25 protein-coding genes are annotated in these 21,008 nt (G+C 67.6%); 13 read left to right on the top strand and 12 right to left on the bottom strand.

Features of this window, described 5'->3' with window-relative positions:
* Positions 1-876: a hypothetical protein gene (locus tag C8D81_RS20660; protein WP_133626708.1), complete on the bottom strand. Its 876-nt coding sequence runs from the start codon at positions 874-876 to the stop codon at positions 1-3.
* Positions 877-972: 96 nt separating this feature from the next.
* Between C8D81_RS20660 and C8D81_RS20655 the strand changes: the two genes are divergently transcribed.
* Positions 973-1,290 carry a histone-like nucleoid-structuring protein Lsr2 gene (locus C8D81_RS20655; RefSeq protein ID WP_094357807.1) on the top strand — a complete coding sequence of 106 codons (318 nt, stop codon included), beginning with the start codon at positions 973-975 and terminating at the stop codon, positions 1,288-1,290.
* Between the two features lie 29 nt (positions 1,291-1,319).
* Positions 1,320-1,886 (top strand): hypothetical protein, encoded by a 567-nt coding sequence (locus C8D81_RS20650; protein WP_094405029.1) that lies wholly within the window; start codon positions 1,320-1,322, stop codon positions 1,884-1,886.
* A gap of 80 nt (positions 1,887-1,966) precedes the next feature.
* Here C8D81_RS20650 and C8D81_RS20645 read toward each other — a convergent pair whose 3' ends face one another.
* From C8D81_RS20645 to C8D81_RS20615, 7 genes are all read right to left on the bottom strand, one after another.
* Positions 1,967-3,241 (bottom strand): MFS transporter, encoded by a 1,275-nt coding sequence (locus C8D81_RS20645; RefSeq protein WP_094405030.1) that lies wholly within the window; start codon positions 3,239-3,241, stop codon positions 1,967-1,969.
* 77 nt (positions 3,242-3,318) lie between these two features.
* Positions 3,319-4,731, bottom strand: coding sequence for an MBL fold metallo-hydrolase (locus C8D81_RS20640; protein WP_094405031.1), 1,413 nt, complete (start codon positions 4,729-4,731; stop codon positions 3,319-3,321).
* Positions 4,732-4,838: 107 nt separating this feature from the next.
* Positions 4,839-5,201: a thioredoxin gene (trxA, locus tag C8D81_RS20635; protein ID WP_094405032.1), complete on the bottom strand. Its 363-nt coding sequence runs from the start codon at positions 5,199-5,201 to the stop codon at positions 4,839-4,841.
* A 51-nt stretch (positions 5,202-5,252) separates the two neighbouring features.
* Positions 5,253-5,549: a rhodanese-like domain-containing protein gene (locus C8D81_RS20630; protein WP_094405033.1), complete on the bottom strand. Its 297-nt coding sequence runs from the start codon at positions 5,547-5,549 to the stop codon at positions 5,253-5,255.
* Between the two features lie 52 nt (positions 5,550-5,601).
* Positions 5,602-5,943 (bottom strand): rhodanese-like domain-containing protein, encoded by a 342-nt coding sequence (locus C8D81_RS20625; RefSeq protein ID WP_094405034.1) that lies wholly within the window; start codon positions 5,941-5,943, stop codon positions 5,602-5,604.
* Between the two features lie 22 nt (positions 5,944-5,965).
* A complete protein-coding gene (locus tag C8D81_RS20620) occupies positions 5,966-6,724 on the bottom strand; it encodes a sulfite exporter TauE/SafE family protein (protein WP_094405035.1) in 759 nt (252 codons plus the stop codon).
* Entirely contained in the window at positions 6,721-7,335 is a 615-nt protein-coding gene (locus C8D81_RS20615; protein WP_133626707.1) for a rhodanese-like domain-containing protein, read from the bottom strand. The genes C8D81_RS20620 and C8D81_RS20615 overlap by 4 nt, the downstream gene beginning before the upstream one ends.
* 122 nt (positions 7,336-7,457) lie before the next feature.
* On the opposite strand from C8D81_RS20615, the gene C8D81_RS20610 reads away from it, so the two are divergent.
* From C8D81_RS20610 to C8D81_RS20580, 7 genes are all read left to right on the top strand, one after another.
* Positions 7,458-7,715, top strand: coding sequence for a metal-sensitive transcriptional regulator (locus tag C8D81_RS20610; protein ID WP_028707555.1), 258 nt, complete (start codon positions 7,458-7,460; stop codon positions 7,713-7,715).
* A gap of 34 nt (positions 7,716-7,749) precedes the next feature.
* Positions 7,750-8,166, top strand: a complete 417-nt coding sequence (locus C8D81_RS20605) for a DUF302 domain-containing protein (RefSeq protein ID WP_028707556.1) — start codon at positions 7,750-7,752, stop codon at positions 8,164-8,166.
* An 88-nt stretch (positions 8,167-8,254) separates the two neighbouring features.
* Complete coding sequence (locus C8D81_RS20600) at positions 8,255-8,548, top strand: DsrE family protein (protein ID WP_133626706.1); 294 nt, start codon at positions 8,255-8,257, stop codon at positions 8,546-8,548.
* A gap of 209 nt (positions 8,549-8,757) precedes the next feature.
* Complete coding sequence (locus C8D81_RS20595) at positions 8,758-9,354, top strand: recombinase family protein (protein ID WP_094405038.1); 597 nt, start codon at positions 8,758-8,760, stop codon at positions 9,352-9,354.
* Positions 9,355-9,357: 3 nt separating this feature from the next.
* Positions 9,358-10,743, top strand: coding sequence for a Mu transposase C-terminal domain-containing protein (locus C8D81_RS20590; RefSeq protein ID WP_324614837.1), 1,386 nt, complete (start codon positions 9,358-9,360; stop codon positions 10,741-10,743).
* Between the two features lie 2 nt (positions 10,744-10,745).
* Positions 10,746-11,552 carry an AAA family ATPase gene (locus C8D81_RS20585; RefSeq protein ID WP_094405050.1) on the top strand — a complete coding sequence of 269 codons (807 nt, stop codon included), beginning with the start codon at positions 10,746-10,748 and terminating at the stop codon, positions 11,550-11,552.
* 60 nt (positions 11,553-11,612) lie between these two features.
* Complete coding sequence (locus C8D81_RS20580; protein ID WP_094405040.1) at positions 11,613-12,023, top strand: hypothetical protein; 411 nt, start codon at positions 11,613-11,615, stop codon at positions 12,021-12,023.
* On the opposite strand, the gene C8D81_RS20575 is transcribed toward C8D81_RS20580, so the two are convergent.
* Together C8D81_RS20575 and C8D81_RS20570 are read right to left on the bottom strand one after the other, a co-directional pair.
* Positions 12,020-13,351, bottom strand: a complete 1,332-nt coding sequence (locus C8D81_RS20575) for an SLC13 family permease (RefSeq protein ID WP_094405041.1) — start codon at positions 13,349-13,351, stop codon at positions 12,020-12,022. The genes C8D81_RS20580 and C8D81_RS20575 overlap by 4 nt on opposite strands.
* A 42-nt stretch (positions 13,352-13,393) precedes the next feature.
* A complete protein-coding gene (locus C8D81_RS20570) occupies positions 13,394-14,485 on the bottom strand; it encodes a PrpF domain-containing protein (protein ID WP_094405042.1) in 1,092 nt (363 codons plus the stop codon).
* Between the two features lie 173 nt (positions 14,486-14,658).
* On the opposite strand from C8D81_RS20570, the gene C8D81_RS20565 reads away from it, so the two are divergent.
* The gene (locus C8D81_RS20565) at positions 14,659-15,561 is read left to right on the top strand and encodes a LysR family transcriptional regulator (protein WP_094405043.1); all 903 of its coding nucleotides are present in this window, start codon (positions 14,659-14,661) and stop codon (positions 15,559-15,561) included.
* Positions 15,562-15,573: 12 nt separating this feature from the next.
* On the opposite strand, the gene lepB is transcribed toward C8D81_RS20565, so the two are convergent.
* Both lepB and C8D81_RS20555 read right to left on the bottom strand, forming a co-directional pair.
* On the bottom strand, positions 15,574-16,329 hold the full coding sequence (gene lepB / locus C8D81_RS20560; protein ID WP_229117727.1) for a signal peptidase I: 756 nt from the start codon (positions 16,327-16,329) through the stop codon (positions 15,574-15,576).
* Positions 16,330-16,341: 12 nt separating this feature from the next.
* The gene (locus C8D81_RS20555; protein ID WP_094357797.1) at positions 16,342-16,776 is read right to left on the bottom strand and encodes a hypothetical protein; all 435 of its coding nucleotides are present in this window, start codon (positions 16,774-16,776) and stop codon (positions 16,342-16,344) included.
* A gap of 243 nt (positions 16,777-17,019) precedes the next feature.
* Here C8D81_RS20555 and C8D81_RS20550 point away from each other — a divergent pair, with 243 nt between their 5' ends.
* The 3 genes from C8D81_RS20550 to C8D81_RS20540 all read left to right on the top strand — a co-directional run bounded on the left by C8D81_RS20550 (position 17,020) and on the right by C8D81_RS20540 (position 21,003).
* Complete coding sequence (locus C8D81_RS20550) at positions 17,020-19,575, top strand: ATP-dependent Clp protease ATP-binding subunit (RefSeq protein ID WP_094405044.1); 2,556 nt, start codon at positions 17,020-17,022, stop codon at positions 19,573-19,575.
* A gap of 88 nt (positions 19,576-19,663) precedes the next feature.
* Complete coding sequence (locus tag C8D81_RS20545) at positions 19,664-20,134, top strand: DUF3592 domain-containing protein (protein ID WP_094405045.1); 471 nt, start codon at positions 19,664-19,666, stop codon at positions 20,132-20,134.
* Positions 20,134-21,003 carry an EamA family transporter gene (locus tag C8D81_RS20540; protein ID WP_094399385.1) on the top strand — a complete coding sequence of 290 codons (870 nt, stop codon included), beginning with the start codon at positions 20,134-20,136 and terminating at the stop codon, positions 21,001-21,003. The genes C8D81_RS20545 and C8D81_RS20540 overlap by 1 nt, the downstream gene beginning before the upstream one ends.
* Positions 21,004-21,008 lie beyond the last annotated feature (5 nt).

Below are 21,008 nucleotides of genomic sequence, written 5' to 3'. Positions count from 1 at the left end.
TCATTCTGGCAGGTGGTGGGCGACCAACCAGAAGTCGCCGAAGCGGGCCGGGTCGGCGAGCACCGCGTACTGGCTGCGCAGTGCCAACCCGGCCAACCCGGTCGATGGTTCGGTGGGCCGGGCCAGCTCGCGCAGCCGGGTCAGCTCCAGCCGGCGGGCCCCGGTCGCCTCGACCGCGGCGGCCAGCGAATCGACCGCCACCGCGGCGGTCCAGTTGGTGTCGGCGGTGTGCCCGGGTTCGGGGCGTACCGACCGCCCGTCCCGGAAACCGGTGAAGCTGCCGGTGTCGGGTCGGGTGCTGCGGGTGTGTCCGTAGTCGAGGCAGATCATCGTGCTGCCCGCGGGCAGTCGCTCGGCCCACCAGGCCCAGGCGCGATCGCGGGTCCGCCCGATCTCGCGGGCCGCACCGTGCGGCCACCAGCGCGCCAGCCAGTCCCGGTCGGCGGGGGCCAGCGTCGCGGGGTCGGTCAGCTCGTCCAGCACCGGGCAGGGCAGATCGTCCAGCCATTCGACCGCCAGGAGCAGGCCGGGACCGACCAGTTCGGCGAGCAGGTCCGCCAGGCCCGGGTCCCAGTCCTCGGCACCGGTGTCCCAGAACGACTGCCAACCGCGGACCCCGGGCAGTTCCAGCGGCCGGGTCTCGACGGCGTGCCGCGCGGCACCCGGAAGGCGCCGGCCGAGTGCGGACAGCAGCACACCGTCACCGGCGCCGACCTCGACGACCCACCGGGGCGGGTCCACGGTGCGGGTCAGCAGATCGGCCAGGGCATCGGGGCACAGGCTGCTGGGGGTGTCGAAGTGGGTTTTCGGTCGGTTTCGCAGCCAGAAATCGGATTGCCGCCATTCTGCGTACCAATTCCCGAACAATGTTCTCATTTCGTCGTGGTCAGGTTGCGACGATGACACCACCGCAATAGGCTTCTGTATACATCATCTTCCTCTTCCCTAATCAAAGAATCAGTGAGGGCCACAATGGCGCAGCGAGTCCAGGTCGTGTTCGAGGACGACGTCGACGGTTCGGTTGCCGATGAGACCATCCGTTTCGCGGTCGACGGCGTGGAGTACGAGATCGACCTTTCCGAGAAGAATGCCACCAAGCTGCGCAATGCGTTCGCGCCCTGGGTCGGCAACGCCCGCCGGGTCGCGGGTCGTCGGCGCACCGGTGCCAGGCCGCAGCGCGGGTCGGCCAGCGAGATCCGTGCCTGGGCTGCCGAGAACGGCTTCGACGTGTCCGCCCGCGGCCGGGTGCCGGCGGAGGTCCGCGAGGCCTACGAGCGCGCCCACAAGTGATCGGCCGGGCCCGGTGAACTGAGCCGGCAATGGCCGAACCCACATTGCCGGAGCCCTATTCGGACGCGGTCCGCGCACTCTATTCGGGAAATCTCGACGACTTCGTCGCGACGCGAACCGCCCTTGCCCGGACCGCGACCCAATCCGATGACCGGGCCGTGGCCGCGCAGATCAAGAAGCTGCGTAAACCCACCCGGGGCGGTTGGTTGCTGAATCTGCTGGCCGCCGACGATGGTGAACTCGTGCAGCAGGTGCGGCAGTTGGGTGCGGAATTGGCTGCGGCGCATCGCGATTCCGATGCGGCGGCACTGCGCCGGCTGACCGCGGAGCGGGGCCGGTTGCTGCGCACTGCCGGGGCCCGGTTGGCCGAGCTCGGCGCCGCGCATGGCTGGCAACCGACCCAGAGCGCCCTCGCCGAGGCGACCGAGACCCTGCAGGCGGCGCTCGCCGACCCGGAGCTGGGGGAGCGGATCGCCGCCGGTGCGATGGCGGCCACCGTCCGGGCGGCCGGTTTCGGGCCGGTCGACCTGTTCGCCCCGCTCGCCTGTGGGTTTTGGCGGTGCTTGGCGGCTTTTTGTTGTCGCTATGTGTCGTGACTGTCTACCAGCTGACCGCTGACAGCAGTCCGTTCGGGAAGAGTCATTCGGGGGTGACATGTCGGGCCACGGCCCAGTTTTTACCCGGTTATGTGGTCGTTGCCGCGCATGCGCACGGCGACGACTAGGCCGGAAGCGGCGGTGAGTGCAGCGACGGTCGAAATGGCATCGGGAATCCCGTACAGGTCTGCGAGGAGGCCCGACAGGAGTGCCCCTACGGCGAAGCCGCCGTCACGCCAGAGCCGGTAGATCCCGACGGAGCGGGCCCGCCAAGCGGGGTGGGCGACGTCGCCGATTGCGGCCAGGAGGGCGGGGTAGACCATGGCCGTTCCGAGCCCGAGGAGGACTGCGGCGATGAGCCAGGGCCCGAAACTGTGGGAGGCGGCGACTATGGCGAGTCCCGCGGCTTGGACGATCATGCCGGTCACGATGAACCATTTGCGTCCCCATCGGTCTGAAGCGGCACCGGTGAAGAGCTGCCCGGCGCCCCAGACCGCGGGGTAGGCGGCGGCCAGGATCCCTACCTGGTTCAGGTTTAGTCCGGAGCTGACGAAGAGGACCGGGAAGAGTCCCCAGGCGAGGCCGTCGTTGAGGTTGTTCACCAGTCCTGCCTGGCTGGCTGCGGAGAGTGAGCTGTCTTTGAAGCTGGTGAGGGTGAAAATCTGGCCCGTGGTGAGGCCGGCGTCGGCACTGTTGTGTGTACTGACGTGCTGGGAGGCTTCGGCCTTGGCATGGTGGTGGGTCTCGCGAACGGTCAAAACTGACAGGCCTAACCCGAGGGCGATGTAGGCGGCTCCGAGGAGGAACGGGCCGGGCCGGAGCCCGTATGCGGAGGCGATATACCCGGTCGCCAGGGCAGTGACGGCTACGCCGAGGTACCCTGCTGCTTCGTTCAGACCCATGGCGAGACCGCGCTGTTTCGGACCGGTCAGGTCCATCTTCATGATCACGGCCGTGGACCAGGTTAGACCTTGGCTAATGCCGAGGAATACGTTCGCCGCGACGATCCATCCCCACGACGGGCCGAAGATGAGCATGAGCGGAACAGGGATCGCTACCAGCCAGCCCGCGACGATGACGGGTTTGCGGCCGTACCGGTCTGAGAGGGTTCCGGCGAAGTAGTTGGTGGCGGCTTTGGACAGTCCGAAGGCGAGGATGTACGTCAGCGCGCTTGTGTACAGGTCCAAGTGGAAGACCTGCTCTGCCAGCAGCGGAAGCACGGTGCGCTCCTGGCCCAGCGTCCCGCCCACCAGGGCGTTCACTGTCACCAGCAGCATGAACTGCGCCAGGTTCTGTCGCAGGCCCAGAGCGAGACCGGCGGAGTCGAGGGTCCTTCCCGCCTTTGTTCTGGCCATTCCGGTGTGCTCGCTTTCTTGCCGGACATAAAGGTGCCCGGACGCGTGGGGGAACGCGTCCGGGCGGTCTTAGGGGTTTACGTTGCTGAGACGGCGTTCTGTCGGGTCTGCTGGAAGGCGTCCCAGGCGGCGTAGCTGCCGTCGAGTTCGACGACGTCGTACCCGGCCCGCCGCAGGGCGCTGGCCGCTACGGAGTTCCGCACGCCGGACTGGCAATAGGTCACGATGGTGCCCTCGGCGGGAAGCTTGTCCAGGTGCCACATGACACGGCCACCGCTGAGCTGGTACGAGCCGGGGATGTTCCCGGCGATGTGTTCGCTGCGGTTGCGAACGTCCACGACCATAGCGGCGTCAAAACCCTGCAGCTCTTCTGGCTGGATCAGCTTCGGCGTAGTCATGGGGAGCCCTTCGATGCTGGTGACGTAACCAGCGACGTTATCGATGCCGACCCGTACCAGGTGGTCCCACATGTCCATGGCCTGTTCCTGGTCTGCCGCGAGCAGTACCAGCGGGTTCTTGTCGGTCTCGGGGTTCACTACCCAGGCGCCGTAGCTGGCCACGGACTTCCCGGCCGGCACGTTCAGGGAACGGGCTACCGTGCCTTCATGGACCTCGCTGTTGGGGCGGGTATCGATGAACGTGGCTTTGTCCGCCGCCAGGTCCTTTGCGACGTCAGCGGTGTCCAGTTCCTCGAGGGGAGCGCGTTCTCCCATGACGGCGGGGCCTTCACGGTTCTCGCGCTTCATCCGGCCGAAGTAGGCGTGCGCGTCGGGCTGGCCGTCGAGGAGTTCGTCGATGAAGCCCTGCTCGTCGTTGGCGGCGAGGTAGGGGCCCCACCAGGAGTAGAGCCGCTCGTAACCCACGGTGGAGGACGGGATGGCACCGAGGGCCTTGCCGCAGGCGCTGCCGGCGCCGTGAGCCGGGTGGACCTGGACGTAGTCCGGCAGGGTCAGGAACTTGTCCCGCAGGCTGGCGAAGAGCTGCTTGGCGCCTTCGAAGCGGGTATCGATTCCGCCAGCTGCCTCGTCCAGAAGATCCGGGCGGCCGAGGTCGCCGGAGAAGACGAAGTCACCCGAGAGCAGGTAGCCGGGCTGGTCGCTGAACGCACCGTCGGTGACCAGGAAAGACAGGTGCTCGGGGGTGTGGCCCGGGGTGTGCACGGCTTGGATGGTGATGTTGCCGATGGTGATCTTGTCGCCGTCGTAGAGGCGTTCGCCGTCGAATTCGTACTGCCAGTCCGGTCCGCCCTCACCGGAGACGTAGATCTTCGCGCCGGTGGCGGCGGCCAGCTCGCGGGTGCCGGAGAGGTAGTCGGCGTGGATGTGGGTTTCGGTGACGGCGACGATCTTCATGCCGTTCTTCTCAGCCAGGTCCTGGTAGACGGCGATGTCGCGGCGGCCGTCAACGACAATGGCTGTGCCGTTGGCCTGGCAGCCGATCAGGTAGCTGGCCTGGGCGAGGTCTTCATCGTAAATGCGCTCGATAAGCATCTGGTGTTCTCCTTCATGGAGTGGGTGTCTTGGGGGATTGATTAAAGTGTAATACCCCGGGGGGGATGTCGCAATGAGGGATGTGCGCCGGGCAAACGGTACGCGTGCTAGGCCTGCTGGTGGTTTTCGGAAGGCTGGAGTTTGTTCATGTCCAGGTTTTTGACGGCCTGGATGACCTCCTCCAGGCCGGTGGCGTTGAGCGCTCCGGGCTGGGAGAAAACCAGCCTTTTGTCCTTGAAGGCCATGAGGGTGGGGATGGAGGTGATGTTCGCTGCGGCGGAAAGGGCCTGTTCGGCTTCGGTGTCCACCTTGGCGAAGGTGATGTCCGGGTGGCGCTCGGCGGCGGCACCGTAAGTGGGGGCGAACATGCGGCAGGGGCCGCACCAGGCTGCCCAGAAGTCGACGAAGACGATGTCGTTGTCCTCCAGGGTCTGGGCGAATGATTGGTCGGTGATGTCGATGGTTGCCATGATCTGTTGTGTCCTTTCGGGCGGGTGGGGTGGGTGCCCTGCAGTGGGTGCCTAGGTGGTGGGGAGTCCGGCGCGGGTCCAGGCAGCCATGCCGCCGGCCATGGTGTCCGCGGTGTAGCCGGCGCCGTTGAGGGCGTCGGCGACGGCGGCGCTGCGGTTGCCGCTGCGGCAGACCGCGATGACGGGCACGGCCGGGTCCAGTTCGCCCAGGCGGGCCTGCAGCTGGCCCATGGGGATGTGCAGGGCGCCGGGGATCATGCCTTCGGCGACTTCGAAGTCCTCGCGGACGTCGAGGATCCGGGCGGTGGAGCGGCGCTGTTCGGCTTCGGTGATGGTGATTTCAGCCATGGTGTTTCTCCTTCGAACTGGTGTCGGGCTGTTGCGGATGCGGAGCGGTTGTTCAGCGGACGGGTTCGCCGGCCTGGCGCCAGGCGGCCATGCCGCCGCGCACCGAGTAGGCGTCGTACCCCATGGCGGCGAGGAGCCGGGCTGCCGAGGCGGACCGGACGCCGGAGGCGCAGACGGTTATCACGGGACGGGTTTTTTGGATGCCGGCGGTGCTGGACTGCAGCCGGTCCAAGGGGACATGCTTGGCCTGAGGCGCCCGGCCGGTCCGCCATTCCTGGGCTGACCTGACGTCGATGAGCGTGGCCCCGGAGCCCAGGAGGTCCTTGGCCTGGGCTACGGAGATGGTCTTGTAGGGCTTGCTGAAGGCCTTCTTGAGGGCGTCGATCAGTCCCATGGTGTTCTCCTCTATGGATGGGTCAGGCGGTGATGGTGCCGGCGGTGACCCACGCCGCGACGGCGAAGATGAGTACCGCGAATGAGATGCGGATGTGTTTGTCCTTCAGGTGGCGGGCAAACCGTGCGGCGAGGACGGATCCCAGGATGGCCGGGATGGCGAATGCCAGGGTGGTGGCCCAGTCGATGGTGTATCCGGCAGCGTGGGCGCCGAACCCTGCGGCGGAATTGACCACGATGATCGCCAAAGAGGTTCCAACGGCCTGCTTCATGCGCAGGCCCAGGAAGATGGTCAGTGCGGGGGTGATGAGGAAGCCGCCGCCTACTCCGAGGAGCCCGGTGAGGAACCCGACGAGCAGGCCCACCCCCACGGCCTTCGGGGCGCAGGACCGGAATGCACGGTTCGGTCCGGTGCTGCAGGAACCTTCGGTTTCGCGGGGCTTGCTGAGCATCCGGATGCCCGCGGCCACCATGATCACGGCGAAAGCCAGCATCAGGATGTTCGGGTCCAGCAGTTTGCCCACGGCCGCGCCGGCCCAGGCTGCCGGAATCCCGGCAGCCCCGACCAGTGCGATTACGGGCCAGTTCAGGCCATCGCGGACCCTGGGCAGCAGGGCGGCAAGCGAGGATACGCCCACTACCAGCAGCGACGTGGGAATCGCTTGCGCCGGGGTCATGCCCACCCCGTACACCAGGGCCGGAACGGCGATGATGGACCCGCCGCCGCCCACAACACCCAGGACAATGCCGACGACGAGCCCCAGAACCAGGGCCGGAATCATGCCGCGGCGTCCTCAGCCGTCTGCAGGGGAAGCTGCAGGATGGCGCTTTCGCGGGTGGGCTCCTTGGCGGCCTTGTTCCACGGCATGGCCGAGAGGGCCTGGCCCATGGCGCAGGTGTTGGTCGCGGCCGAGAACGTCAGGCCGGTCCCGATGACCCCGGCAAGAGTGCGGATCTTCGGAGAGACGAACCTGCCCCCCGCCAGGCCCAGGACCACCAGGGAGCCGGCCACGAGGCGGACCTGCCGCTCAAGGTCCCAGCGGTCCTTACCCTTGACGACGTCCCCGCCGGCAGCGGCGAAACCAGGCGCCCCGCCCGTGAGGACGTAGGCGGTGTCGATTCCGGCCTTGGCCAGGCGCTGGCGGGCCTGCTCGGCGCGCACGCCGGACTGGCAGACCAGAACCACACGGGAACCCAGGCGGGCTGCGAGCTCGTCAGTGTGCTCGGACAAAAGCGGCAGCGGCACGTTGTAGGAGCCGCGGATGTGCATGGACTCGAACTCCGCGGCGGAGCGGACATCGATCACCACAAGATCCTGATGCTCTGTGAACCAGGACTGGAGAGTTTCAGGGGCGAGTGCGGTAACGGTCGGTGCCGTGGAAGGGGGAGTCATGGTTGGCCTCTCGGAAGGGGTCGGGTGGATACCCCACCGAGTATTACAGATACCCCCGGGGGTAGTCAAAACACCCTAGGGGGTATAAGATTGAGGGACGTTATCGATAGTTGGAGAAACCCGTGGAACTCAATCCCTCAGAACTGACCCCCGTCATCAACCGACTCAAGCGCGCCCAGGGACAGCTGTCCGCCGTCACCCGCATGCTTGAAGAAGGCCGCGACTGCAAGGACGTCGTCACCCAGCTCGCCGCCGTATCGAAGGCGCTGGACCGGGCAGGCTTCGCGATCATCGCCACGGGCCTTGAGCAGTGCATCGTCCAGCAGGATGCAACGATGGACAAGAAAGACCTGGAGAAGCTCTTCCTCTCCCTCGCCTGACCAGACCAGCTGCCGAGCAGTCCAAAGGAGAACCATGACGTACACACTCACCGCAGCCGTTGACCTTCCCTGGGCCGAGGCCCTGGACCGCACCCGGGACGCCCTGTCAGTCCAGGGGTTCGGGATCCTCACGGAAATCAACGTCCGCTCCACCTTCGAAGCCAAGCTCGGCACTGACGCGGCGGAGGCCGTGGGAGACTACGTCATTCTCGGCGCCTGCAACCCCGCCCTGGCCAGCCGCGCCCTCGCCGCCGAACCCGAAATCGGTGCTCTCCTGCCCTGCAACGTCGTGGTGCGCCGGAATAAAGACGCACAGGTGACCACGGTGGAAGCCATCGACCCGCAGACCATGGTCCAGCTCAGCGCCGCCCCGGCAGTCAAAGAAGTAGCCGACGACGCCGGTACACGCCTCCGGAAAGCCCTCGCCGAGCTGGACGACGCGGCGAAGTAGAGTGTCCGACGAAACGACGGTTCCAGAGACTGGGCAGGCAGCACCCGGCCTGCTCATCCACTCAGCCGGCCCGCTCGAGGAGGCTGCCTTGGCCGGCGTCCTGCGCAGCGCCGCCAACGCCCGTGCCGCGCTCGGCCAGGGAGCGGGCATTGAAGTGGTCGTCCAGGGCCCCGGCGTCACACTCCTTGCCCACGGCACTCCCGCCACCGAAGCCATCACCAACGCCGGTCAGCTGGACATAGGCATCCTTGCCTGCGGCAACAGCATGCGCTCAGCCGGCATGGAAGACAAAGACCTCGCGCCCGGCGTTGGCACGGTGCCGGCAGCCATCGCCCACCTGGCCCGGCGTCAATGGGACGGCTGGGCCTACGCCAGGCTGTAGAGCCGCCCCTGATGATGTGGACCCACCCTGGTGCAGGTGCTCCCATAGGTGTCTCGGAAATCAAAAGCTTTTCAAGACACTGTTCCGGACCTGAGGAGGGGTTGGCGGCCGGCTGAGAAAGCCGGGCACCTCCTTGTCTTGCAAACACGTCTCACAGTAAATCGTCTCAGTGGGGGCCCGTAAGGGACTTTTTGAGCCAGAATGGCCTAATGAGGCAATTGGGCTACACGCGGGTGAGTACTTCGAACCAGGATGCCCAGCTGCAGCTCGACGCACTCGTCTCCGCCGGCGTGCAAAAGCGCGACGTCTTCGCCGACGTAACCTCGGGAAGCAAGACGGCGATCGAACGGCCCGGGATGAAGAGGCTCCTCGAGTACGCCGAGGAGGGCGACACCGTCGTTGTGTGGCGGGTCGATCGGCTGGGCCGGTCACTGATCGACGTGTTGAACACCGTGAACCTGCTGCGCGAACGCGGCGTCCAGGTCCGATCCATCTCAGACGGTATCGACCCGGCGACCTCGACGGGCCGGTTGATGCTGAACATGCTTGCCACGTTGGCCGAGTATGAGCGCGAGCTGATCGTCGAGCGGGTTAATGCCGGCATCGCCGCTGCCAGGCAGAACGGAACGCGATTTGGCCGGCCACTGACGGATCCAATTGTCATTGCGGACAAGCTCGCGATCGCGCAGGACGCCCGGGCGAAGGGACGCACCGCGGAAGACGCCGCCCGTCTCGTTGGATGGAGCCGTGCGACTCTTTACCGCCACCAGCAAGCCCTCGCCGCCCGCGAGAGCACCAGAACGTAGGTAATCCTGAACGGCGATGAGCGCTGGAAAGTCCTTCGACTTCACGTCGAGGACCAGATCCCGCTTGCCGCCCTCGCCCGTGAAACCGGGATCAGCACCCGCACTCTTCAACGTTGGCTTCGGTTCTACCGGGCTGGTGGTGCGAGTGCTCTCGACTTGGGACCGCGCGCCGATGCCGGCACGCGGCGCATAGACCCCGGATTGGTTAGGTTTATCGAGGGACTTGCACTGACGAAGCCCCGCCCGAGCATGGCAACGCTGCACCGACTTGCGGCGGCCGAAGCGGGCGGACGAGGCGCCCAGGCGCCGAGTTACTCCGTTGTCCGCGGAATCGTCCAGGCACTGGACCCCGCCCTGGTGACTCTGGCTCTCGAAGGTCCCGCATCGTATAGGGACCGACATGAACTTGTCCTTCGCCGCCGCGCCGAGCGCCCAAACCAGATCTGGCAAGCGGACCACACCCAACTGGATATCCTCATCAACGGCGCCAACGGGAAACCTGATCGGCCCTGGCTGACGACAGTGATGGACGATTACTCCCGGGCGCTCTGTGGCTACACCGTCTTCACAGGTGCACCATCAGCGCTCAACACAGCCCTTGCCCTCCGGCAGGCCATTTGGCGCAAGAGTGATCCCAGCTGGGCAATGTGCGGACTGCCCGACATCCTGCACGTGGACCACGGCTCCGACTTCACGAGCCACCACCTTGAACACACTGCCATCGAGCTGCACATCCGCATCATCCACTCGACCATCGCCCGGCCGCAGGGCCGGGGAAAAATCGAGCGGTTCTTCGGGACCATTAACACCGAAGTTCTTCCCACCCTCCCCGGACATCTGGGGCCGGGGAGCAGAAAACCACAGCCCGCACTCGATCTCCCCGGACTCGATCGCGCCATCGGAGGCTTCGTCGCCGTCTACAACGACCGGCCCCACAGTGAGATCGGTACCTCACCACGGGATGCTTGGGTCGGCGACGGCTGGCTGCCCAGGATGCCGGAAAGTCTGGAAAACCTCGACGGACTCCTCCTGACAGTTCCGAAGAGCCGGACCGTGCAACGCGACGGCATCCACTTTCAAGGCCAGCGCTACCTCTCACCCACGCTGGCGCCCTTCGTAGGGCAAACCGTCACCATCCGCTACGACCCTCGGGACATCTCCGAAATCCGCGTCTACGACCACAACACCTTCGTTTGCGTCGCAGTCGATGAAGACCACCCCAACCTTCGTCTAAGTCTGCGGGACATCGAGGCTGCACGCAGAGCGCGCCGCAGAGAACTGCGCCGCACCATCAACGACCGCATTCCAACAATCACCAGCCGTGAAGAACCGCACATCACTGAACCAGTACGGCGGCGGCGCCGACTTCGCACCTACGAAGAGGACTAATGATGAACCCCACCTTCATCGTCACCAAGGAACACCGACGCTTCAACGAGTTCGCCAACGCAGTCCGAAAAGAACGAACAATAGGGATCTGCCACGGGGACGCCGGAGTGGGTAAAACACTCTCCGCGCGCCGCTACGCAAACTGGGATGACCTTGAGCCCTACATCACCGAGTGGGGACCACGCGGCGACCAGGACGAGAAGCACTACGCATTCGCTAACCGCTCCCGGGCCGTCTTCTACACCCCGGACGTTCTCTGCCGTCCCAAGACCCTCATGGAGGACATACACCGGTACCAGGTGAGAATCGGCTCGTGCATTGACGAACACCTGCACAAACTCGATGCCGCACCACGCTCAATGAACAGAGTCACCACACTCGTGGAGCTGCTCATCATCGATGAAGCCGAACGGCTCAACGCGACAGCCCTTGAACTCCTCCGTGATAACCACGACCGAACCCACCTGCCCATGATCCTCATCGGCATGCCCGGCATAGACCAACGATTCCGGCACTACCCCCCGCTATACAGCAGGCTCGGCTTCTCCCACCGATACCGCGCCCTTGGCAGAGACGAGCTCCTCTTTGTTCTGGACCGACATTGGAAACGGCTCGGCCGGACCCTCGACCCGGATGACTTCACCGATGCCCAGGCAATTGCCGCAGTAGAGCGCATCACCCGAGGCAACTTCCGTCTCCTCGAACGGCTATTCCCCCAGATCACCCGCGTCCTCAAGATCAACCAGCTCGAAACCATCACCGACGACGTCGTGGAAGCAGCAGCAAGCATCCTCGTTATCGGGAACTAGCGACATAGAGCGAAAACAGAACGCCGCCACCTAACGGACAAGTCCACACCGCTCGCCCCGGTGATCCCGCTGCGGCCGCACGCCGAGCGGGCCGCGAACCGGAAGACCGAGCAGCCGGCCACCGGGCCGGACACCGAGACGGTCCGCCGGCTGGAGCGGGAGCTGGGTGGTGCCGAGGTACGCCTCAGCGATGCCCGGCAGGCGGCCGAGCGGGCCGAACAGGCCCGGGATGAGGCGTACGCCGAAGCGGAGCAGGCCGAGAACCGGGCGCGCGAACTGGCCGCGGCGATCGACGCGCTGCGCACGCAGCTCAGCGCGGCCGAGGCCGAGGCCGCCGCGCTCGCACAGCAGCGGAAACGGCTCGCCGCCTCGGCCGCGGAGACGACCGAGGCGGCGAACCGTGCCGCCGACGAGATCACCGAGCGGCAGCGTGCGGTGGACGAGCTGCAGGCGCTGCTCGACGAGCTCTAGACCAGCACCGCCCAGAGCGCGATCGGGGCGAAGATCACCACCAGGGCGGCGTATCCCAGCAGCTGGCGGTAGAGCTTCTGCCGCAGCGCGGTGTCGGCGGAGGCGATGATCAGGGCGCCGTTGGTGGAGAACGGGCTGACATCGACCACGGTCGCCGATACCGACAGCGCGGAGATCATCCCCATGCTGCTCACCCCGCCGGTGGCCAGCAGCGGTGCGGCCAGCGGGACCAGGGCGGTGAGCAGTGCGGTCGAGGAGGCGAACGCGGAGGTGATGGCCATCACCGCGCACAGCAGCAGCGCGACCAGCGCCGGGCTGCCCACGCTCAGCGCCGCATTCGACAGCTGACCGATGATCCCCTCGGACTCCAGCAGCGCGATGTAGGTCATCATCCCGGCCACCAGCAGCACCGTCGACCAGCTGATGTCGGCGATGCAGGCGCGCTGGTTGGAGAGGTCGAAGCCACCCAGCAGGGCGCCGGCGGCCAGCGCGACGAAACCGATCGGGGCGTTCAGCGCCACCACCGAGACGACCATCACCGCCAGCACCAGCAGCGTGAACTTCTGGATCCGGTTGGCCCGCGGCGCGACCGCGGGGGCGTCGTCGGTGTGGGCGTTGCCGGAGTCGGCCGGGCCCTCCAGGGTGGCCACCGAACCGGCGCGGGACGACCCGCCCGTGGTGGCGGTCGCCGGGGTGCGGGTGGAGACCTGCTCGACCACCCGCCGGCGGCGTACCAGCAGATCGACCAGCACGACGATCATCGAGATCACCAGGTTCGCGACGAACGAGGCGGCGAACAGGAAGAGCGCGCTGAACTGCAGGCCCTGTTTGACGGCCAGGTTGCCGACCAGCACCCCCGACACCGACAGCGGTGAGAAGCCGCCGGCGTGTGCACCGTTGATGATCAGTACGCCCATCACCAGCGGGTTGATCCCGGCCCGGCGGGCCGCCGGCATCGCGGCCGGAGCCAGCAGGGCGACCGCGGCGGGGGAGAAGGTGCCGATCGAGGTGAGCCCGGCGGCGGTGAGGAAGAACGCCCAGGGCAGCAGCGCCGTCCGGTGCCCGAACCAGCTCAGCAGCCGGGCGACGATCACCTCGACCGTGCCGTTGCGTCTGGCCACCGCGAAGAAGTAGGTGACCCCGACGATGGTCAGCACGATGCTTGCCGGGAAGTGTTCCAGGATCTGTTTCTCGGACTGTTGCAGCACCAGGGTGCCGACGCCGAAGGCGCCGATGAAGCCGAGGATGCCGATGTTGATCTCGAAGATCGTCGCGATCACGAAGATCGCCACCAGCACCGCGAGCGCGATGATCACAGCAGACGTCATTGTCTTCTCCTAAAGCTCTGCTTCGAAATCTACGTGAGTCGGTCAGGCCGCGAGTACGCCGTCACGGAGCGGGATCTTCGCTTCGGCGAGCACCCGGGCGGCCCGGTCGAGGGTCACCTCGAGGTGCCCGTCCAGCCGGCTGAGCCGGCAGCTCAGCACCCCGGAGAGGGTGCCGATCCGCAGCGGGGCGTCGGTCTCCGGGTCGAGCCAGGTGTCGAGGATCGAGCCGGGGGTGCGGGCCAGGAAGGCGAGTGCGACCGCGGAGGTGAGGCCGATCGAGGGGTGCGGTGCGGTCATCGACAGCATCCGCACCGAGAGGTCGTAGTCACCCGGGCCGAGTTCCTCGCCGAGCAGCGTGCGGTAGGCCACCGGCGGCCCGGCCAGCCCGATCTTGGGCACCGAATCGCGGATCGGGTCCCCCTCGCGGGCCAGCCCCATCGCCAGCGCGGCCCGGCGGCGCAGCTGCCGCAGGGTCGGTACCGCGGCGGTGAGCTCGGCGACCCCGGCGGCGGCCGGCAGTCCGAGTGCCGCGGCGGGGACCAGGGCGACCGGGGCGCCCGCGTCGATCAGGCTGGCCGGGACGCCGGCCAGTTCGGTGCGCGCCGACCCGGTGGGCAGCAGCGCCCCGGTGGTGCCGCCCTGCGGGTCGACGAAGCTCAGCCGCACGTCGATGCCGGTGCCGCGCACGCCGGGCACGATCGCCCGCCCGGTGGTGAAGTCGGCGTCGGCCTGGCCGACCTCGGCGTGGAACATGGTGCCGGTGTTGACGTTGCGGATCGTCATCGTGCTAGCCCCACCGGTCGTGGTGACCAGTCCGTGGGCCAGCGCCCAGAGCGCGACGCCGCTGGCGCAGTTGCCGCAGTTGCTCTGCCACTCGACGGTGCCGGTACCGACGCCGACCTGGGCGAAGAGGTAGTCCAGCTGACCCTCGACGGTCGCGCTCGGCCCGACGATCGCCGCCTTGGAGGTCACCGGCGTACCACCGCCGACACCGTCCAGCTGGGCCGGGTCGCGGCCGCCGAACATCTCCACCAGCAGGCGTCCCAGCACGTCCCGGTCGGACGGCAGTTCCCGGGCGTCCAGCACCCAGCACTTGCTGGTGCCACCGCGCATCAGGGTCGCGTTCACGAACATCTCTGGTCTCCTCGGTTCTCCGGTCAGGCGGGGTACGCCGTGGCCTCATCAAGAACGGTAGGAAGATCCCGGGTTGAGCACAATTTAAGTTTGCTTCGATTGGCTTTAGGATGAGTGAAGGCGTGGCTTCGACTCGCTGCGCTCGCTCAGCCGACGTGGAAGGGGAGCATCGGATGGACGTGGTCTCGCTGTTGCTGTTGCTGGACATCGCCGAGACCGGTTCGATCACCGCGGGTGCGGAGCGGTCGGCGATCACCGTCTCGGCGGCCTCCCAGCGGGTCTCCCGGCTGGAGCGCCAGGCGGGGCAGCCATTGCTGGTCCGGTTGCCGCGTGGGGTGAAGCTGACCGAAGCCGGTGAGCTGCTGGTGGCCCGGGCCGCGGCGGTACGCCGGGAGCTGCGGGAGGCGGATGCCGAGCTGGCCGCGCTGCGCTCGCTGGAGACCGGCACGGTCCGGCTCGGTTCCTTCCCGACCGCCAGCGCCTCGCTGCTGTCCGATGCGCTGGTCACGCTGCGCCGGGAGCGCCCGGGGATCACCGTGCAGGTGCGCTCCGCGCTGCGTACCGAACTGCTCAGCATGCTGCGCTCGGGTGAGCTCGATCTGGCCCTGATGTGGAGCTACGAATGGACCGACGCGGCCGACTGGGTGGTGCCGGTGCGTCGGCTGATGACCGACAACACGGTGCTGCTGGTCCCGGACAGCTGGCACCGCAGCCGGTTCCGGCTGGCCGAACTGGCCGATCAGCACTGGATCGTCCGCGGTGATGACCACCCGTCGGTGGAGGCCCTGCTGCGCAGCTGCCAGCGGGCCGGGTTCACCCCCGAGATCGCCTATCGGGCGCACGACTACCAGGAGGTGGCGGCGATGGTGGCCGCCGGGATCGGGATCGCGATGACGCCCAGTCTGGCGGTGGAGCGGGTCGCCCATGACCTGCGTACCCTGCCGCTGCCGGCCGCCGATCAGGTCCCGGCCCGCAGCATCGAGCTGCTGGCGCCGAGCCGGCGGGAACTGGCACCGGCCGCGGCCCTGCTGGCCGAGCATCTGGCGCGCGCCGCCGATGCACGCCACCAGCGCTGACGGTGAGTCGGTTCAGCAGCGATAACTGGTGACGATCTTCGCCGCCGCTGGTGCCTCGGCCTGCGGGGCGGGCACCCGTTCGAAGGCGCTCGGTGTCCGGAATTGCTGCCAGCGTTCAAAAGGAGCGACGATCAGCCCGACCGGGCCGACGATGTTCTCCTCCGGCACGAAGGCATCCTCACCGGGCGGCCCGCCGGAGGCCGCCGGGTCCTGGAGATGGCAGCGGGAGTCGGCGGAGGCGTTGCGGTGGTCACCGAGCACGAACACCCGCCCGCGCGGCACGACCACCTCGAAGGGCTGCTCGGAGGGCAGCACCCGACCGTTGTTGTCGCTGTAGAGGTAGTCCTCCTCGAGCGGCTGGTCGTTGACACTCACCCGGCCCTGGGCGTCGCAGCACTTCACCTTGTCCCCGGGCGTACCGATCACCCGCTTGGTCAGGAAGTCGTCGCTGGAGTTGGGCAGTACGCCGATGAACTCCAGTCCGCGACCGAGCAGGTCGGTGCGCTGGGACCGCTGACCGGGCACCCATTCGCCGGGGTCGCGGAAGACGATCACATCACCGCGCTTGAAACCGGTGAGCTTCTGGGCGACCACCTTGTCGTTCACCTGCATGGTGTTCTCCATCGACCCCGAGGGGATGGTGAACGGTTCGAACACGAATGCCCGCAGCAGTGCCGAGACCAGCATCGCGCCGATCAGCACGATGGCGATCTCCTTGATCACCGTCAGCAGCCGGCGCGCCGGCGACCGGTATTGCTCCTCCGTCACCGATGTGACCGATCAGCCCTCGTGGTGATGGGTCGACTCGTTCAGCGCACCCTCCGGGCTGGCGGCGTAGGGCTTGCGGTAGGCGAGCGTGGCCAGCGCGACCGCGGCGACCAGGAACGCCACGCCGATGGCGATGTGCACGGTCCGCATGCCCATCTCGCCGAGGCCGAACTGCAGCACCGCGAGCACCGCGACGGTCAGCGCGTGCATCATCATCCCGGTGTTGCCACCGCGGCGGGACCAGAGCCCGGCCGCGACACCGGCGACCACCGCGGCGGCCATCGTCAGGTAGGCGATCCCGGAGTGGGCCGAGAGGATCCCGCGGGTGCCCATCACCATCGCCAGGCCCAGGCCGGCCTGGGCCAGCGCGCCGAGCGCGGTCACGGCCGCGGAGATCCGCAGCACGGTCAGGGAGGCGGGATTCGGTCGGTCGTCTGCAGCGCTCACGTGGGCCAGCGTACCGGCCCCGGCTGTGCGGCCCGCGGAGGCCGGATCGGCGCGGTTTCGCTGCGGGCGAACGGGGCGAAAAGACCGGAATACCGCGGCCCGCGCACCGGTTGTTGAGTCTGTTGGGCTCAACCCTCGGTCATCAGGTTCGTGAAACACCTTGGTGCGAAGCGGGTAATGACTAGAGTTGAGGAACAGGTGCGGGGCACAGCCTCCCCTGACACACAAGCCGAGGAGTACTAAATGTTCGAGCGGTTCACCGACCGGGCGCGACGGGTGGTCGTTCTGGCCCAGGACGAGGCCCGGATGCTCAACCACAACTACATCGGCACCGAGCACATCCTGCTGGGCCTGATCCACGAGGGCGAGGGTGTTGCCGCCAAGGCCCTGGAGTCGCTGGGGATCTCGCTGGAGGCCGTGCGCGAGAAGGTCGAGGAGATCATCGGCCACGGTCAGCAGTCGCCGACCGGCCACATCCCGTTCACCCCGCGGGCCAAGAAGGTGCTGGAGCTCTCGCTGCGCGAGGCGCTGCAGCTCAACCATTCCTACATCGGCACCGAGCACATCCTGCTCGGCCTGATCCGCGAGGGCGAGGGCGTCGCCGCGCAGGTGCTGGTCAAGCTCGGCGCCGACCTGAACCGGGTCCGCAACCAGGTGCTGCAGCTGCTGTCCGGCTTCCAGGGCAACAAGGGCGGCGGCGAGCCGGCGGGTGTCGGTGCCACCGCCGAGACCGGTCAGGGCGGCCCGGCCAGTTCCACCGTGCTGGACCAGTTCGGTCGCAACCTGACCCAGGCCGCGCGGGAGAACAAGCTCGACCCGGTGATCGGCCGGGAGCCGGAGATCGAGCGCGTGATGACCGTGCTGTCCCGGCGTACCAAGAACAACCCGGTGCTGATCGGCGAACCGGGCGTCGGCAAGACCGCCGTCGTCGAGGGGCTGTCCCAGGCCGTCGTCCGTGGCGATGTCCCCGAAACCCTGCGGGACAAGCAGATCTACACCCTGGACCTGGGTGCGCTGGTCGCCGGTTCGCGGTACCGCGGTGACTTCGAGGAGCGCCTGAAGAAGGTGCTCAAGGAGATCAAGACCCGCGGCGACATCATCTTGTTCATCGACGAGATCCACACCCTGGTGGGTGCGGGTGCCGCCGAGGGCGCGATCGATGCCGCCAGCATCCTGAAGCCGATGCTGGCCCGCGGCGAGCTGCAGACCATCGGCGCCACCACCCTCGATGAGTACCGCAAGCACATCGAGAAGGACGCCGCGCTGGAGCGCCGCTTCCAGCCGATCCAGGTCAGCGAGCCGTCGATCGCGCACACCATCGACATCCTGCGCGGGCTCCGCGACCGCTACGAGGCGCACCACCGGATCACCATCATCGACGACGCGCTGACCGCGGCGGCCCAGCTGGCCGACCGCTACATCCAGGACCGCTTCCTGCCGGACAAGGCGATCGACCTGATCGACGAGGCCGGTGCCCGGTTGCGGATCCGCCGGATGACCGCTCCGCCGGACCTGCGCGAGTTCGACGAGAAGATTGCCGCCGTCCGGCTGGAGAAGGAAGCCGCGATCGACGCCCAGGACTTCGAGCGGGCCGCCGGTCTGCGCGATGACGAGAAGAAGCTGCTCGGCCAGCGCGCGGAGAAGGAGGAGCAGTGGAAGAAGGGCGACGACTCCACCGTCGCCGAGGTCGATGAGGAGACCATTGCCGAGGTGCTCAGCTCGGCCACCGGCATCCCGGTGTTCAAGCTGACCGAGGAAGAGTCCAGCCGGCTGCTCAAGATGGAGGAGGAGATCGGCAAGCGCTACATCGGCCAGGACGACGCCGTGCGGGCGCTGTCCCGCTCGATCCGGCGCACCCGGGCCGGGCTGAAGGACCCGAAGCGGCCCAGCGGCTCGTTCATCTTCGCCGGCCCCTCCGGTGTCGGCAAGACCGAGCTGACCAAGGCGCTCACCGAGTTCCTGTTCGGCGACGAGGATGCGCTGATCACCCTCGACATGTCGGAGTACAGCGAGAAGCACACCGCCTCGCGGATGTTCGGCTCGCCCCCCGGCTACGTCGGTTACGAGGAGGGCGGCCAGCTGACCGAGAAGGTGCGGCGCAAGCCGTTCTCGGTGATCCTCTTCGACGAGATCGAGAAGGCGCACCCGGACATCTTCAACTCGCTGCTGCAGATCCTCGACGAGGGTCGACTGACCGACGCGCAGGGCCGCGTGGTGGACTTCAAGAACACCGTCATCGTGATGACCACCAACCTCGGCACCCGCGACATCAACAAGTCGGTGAACCTCGGCTTCTCCCAGGCCGGTGACACCGAGGGCAGCTACGAGAAGATGAAGGCCAAGGTCGCCGATGAGCTGAAGACCCACTTCCGTCCCGAGTTCTTGAACCGGGTCGACGAGATCGTGGTCTTCCACCAGCTCACCCAGGCCGACATCGAGCGCATCGTCGACCTGATGGTGGCCCAGATCGAGGAGCGGCTGACCGATCGGGACATGGGCATCGAGCTCACCCAGGAGGCCAAGCAGCTGGTCGCCAAGCGGGGTTACGATCCGGTGCTCGGCGCCCGTCCGCTGCGGCGTGCGCTGCAGCGCGACATCGAGGACGTGCTCGCCGAGAAGATCCTCTTCGGCGAGGTGAACTCGGGCGAGATCGTGCTGGTGGACGTCAACTCCGGTGACGACTCGGAGGAGAACCCGTTCACCTTCACCGGCTCGAAGAAGGGCTCCGCACCGAACAAGGTGCCGGCCGAGTTCGCCACCGGTGACGGTGGCGGCGAGGGCGAGTCCTCGGCCAGCTGATCGGTGACCGATCCGGTACGCCGAGCGCCCCCGTCTCCTGCGTGGAGACGGGGGCGTTCTGCGTTGCCCGCCCGGCTAGGGTGATTCGGTGAGTGTGACCGCCCCGCAGACCTTCCAGTCGCCCGCCCGGCGGCTGCTCGGTCGGCTGCTCGCGCTGGTCGCGATCGGCCTTGGCGTGGTCGCCCTGGTGCTGTCGGCGCAGAACCTCTACTTCCACTCCACCACCCAGGCCGTGGCCGGTGAGGTGGTCGCGGTGCAGCCGGTGATCGGCGCCGACGGGCGCCCGCAGCCGGGGAACTGGCAGATCACCGTCGAGTTCGCCGACAGCAACGGCCAGTACCGCCGCTTCGACCAGACCTGGAGCGGCACCGAGGCACCCCAGAAGGGTGATCAGGAGCGGGTCTGGTTCTCCACCGCCCGCCCGGCCGATGCCCGGGTCGCCGACTGGATGCAGCTGTGGTGGCAGGCGGTGCTGTTCGCCGCCGGTGCGCTGATCGCCGGCATCGCAGCCGAGGAGCTGGGCCGGCGCCGGCCGCGCCGCGGCAGGGGGCTCGGGTGATGAACCCGGTCGCCTCCGGATCGCGGCCCGCGATCCCGCCCTGGTTGCTGGTGCTCGGCTCGATCGCCTCGGTCCAGGTCGGAGCCGCGATCGCCAAGGGCCTCTTCGGCACGGTCAGCCCGAGCACCATGGTGTGGTTGCGGCTGGCCACCTCGACGCTGGTGCTGCTGATCATCGCCCGGCCGCGGCTGCGGGGGCGTACCGGTCGGGAATGGCTGGTGGTGATCGGCTTCGGCACCGTGCTCGGGTTGATGAACTGGGCGATCTACCAGAGTTTCGCGCGGATCCCGCTCGGGCTGGCGGTGACCATCGAGTTCCTGGGGCCGCTGTCGGTGGCGCTGTTCGGATCGCGGCGGGTCAAGGATCTGATCTGGGTCGGGTTGGCCGCGGTCGGGGTGGTGCTGCTCGGCCTCGGCCCGGCCGAACTGGACTGGATCGGGGTCGGCCTGGCGGCACTCGCCGGCGCCGCCTGGGCCGGTTACATCCTGCTCGCCGCGCGGACCGGGCAGAGCTGGCAGGGGGTGAGCGGGCTGGCGGTGGCCAGCACGGTCGCGGTCACCCTGGCCACCATCCCGATGCTGATCGACGGCGGCGTCGCCGATCTCGGCAATGCCCATGTGTGGCTGCTCGGCGCCGCTGTCGGGCTGCTCAGTTCGGTGGTGCCGTACAGCCTCGAGCTGCACGCGCTGCGCACCATGCCGGCGCGTACCTTCGGGATCCTGATGAGCCTGGAACCGGCCGCCGCCGCACTGGCAGCGCTGGTGCTGCTCTCGGAAAGGCTTGGCTGGTTGGAATGGCTGGCGATCGGGTGTGTGGTGATCGCCTCGGTCGGCGCCACCCGATCCCGCGGTCCACGCACCGTGGACTGATCGGG

The sequence above is a fragment of the Enemella evansiae genome (genome assembly GCF_004362375.1).
In the GTDB taxonomy this organism is placed as follows: domain Bacteria; phylum Actinomycetota; class Actinomycetes; order Propionibacteriales; family Propionibacteriaceae; genus Enemella; species Enemella evansiae.
The sequence above is the reverse complement of the archived record's forward strand: the minus strand, read 5'-3'. Positions and strand labels throughout refer to the sequence as shown.